At 65.1% G+C, this 1,284-nt stretch carries 1 protein-coding gene; it reads right to left on the minus strand.

All coding sequences use genetic code 11. The features are described from left to right. Positions 1 to 1,284: 4Fe-4S dicluster domain-containing protein (locus ACR2JA_RS12600; RefSeq protein WP_434009427.1), on the minus strand; the 1,284-nt coding region annotated here is incomplete at both ends.

The following is a 1,284-nucleotide window of genomic DNA, read 5'->3' on the forward strand; positions in this document are numbered from 1 at the left end:
TGCGTCGGGTCCTTGATGTCGCAGGTCTTGCAGTGCACGCAGTTCTGCGCGTTGATCACCAGCTGATCGGCCCCGTCCTTGCTCACGAACTCGTACACCCCGGCCGGGCAGTACCGGCTCTCGGGTCCGGCGTACTTGGCCAGGTTGACCTTCACCGGCACGCTCGCGTCCTTGAGGGTCAGGTGCGCCGGTTGCTGCTCCTCGTGGTTGGTGTTGGAGACGAACACGCTGGAGAGCCGGTCGAAGGTGATCACGCCGTCCGGCTTGGGGTAGGTGATCTGCGGCATCTCGGCCGCCGGGCGCAGCTTGGTGTGGTCCTTGGTGGTGTTGTGCAGCGTCCAGGGCGGCACGCTCACGCCCACCTTGGGCAGGAACCAGTGCTCCACACCGGTCATGAGCTTGCCCATCAGCGCGCTCTTCTTGAACCAGTTCTTGAAGTTGCGGTAGGTCCAGAGTTCTTCGTGCAGCCAGCTGGCCTTGAAGCCGGTCTCGAAGGCCGTGAGTTCGTCGCACTGGCGGCCCGCGGCCACCGCCTCGAACGCCGCTTCGGCGCACAGCATGCCGCTCTTGATGGCGGCGTGGCTGCCCTTGATGCGGGCGGCGTTCAGGAAACCCGCATCGCAACCCACCATGGCACCGCCCGGGAACACTGTCTTGGGCAGGGCCTGCGGCGTGCCGTTGTTCAAGGCGCGGGCGCCGTAGCCCAGGCGCTTGCCGCCTTCGATGTGGGCCTTGATGCTGGGGTGCGTCTTCCAGCGCTGCATCTCTTCGAACGGGCTCATCCAGGGGTTCTGGTAGTCCAGACCGATGACGTAACCCAGCGTGACCTTGTTGCCTTCGAGGTGGTAGAGGAAACCACCACCAAAGGCGTCGTCGTTCAGCGGCCAGCCGGCGGTGTGCACCACCAGGCCGGGCTTGGCCTTGTCGGCCGGCACTTCCCACAGTTCCTTGATGCCGATGGCGAAGGTCTGCGCGTCCTTGCCTTCATCGAGCTTGTACTTGGCGATCAGCTGCTTGCCCAGGTGACCGCGCGCGCCTTCGGCGAACACGGTGTACTTGGCGTGCAGTTCCATGCCGATCTGGAAGCTGTCCATCGGCTCCCCGTCTTTGCCCACGCCCTGGTTGCCGGTGGCCACGCCCTTGACCGATCCGTCGTCGTTGTAGAGCACTTCGGCGGCCGAGAAGCCGGGGAAGATCTCCACGCCCAGGGCTTCGGCCTGCTCGCCCAGCCACTTGGTCACCGCGCCCAGGCTGATGACGTAGCAGCCGTGGTTGTCGAAGTTG

This window comes from Hydrogenophaga sp. (genome assembly GCF_051007235.1).
Taxonomy (GTDB): domain Bacteria; phylum Pseudomonadota; class Gammaproteobacteria; order Burkholderiales; family Burkholderiaceae_C; genus Hydrogenophaga.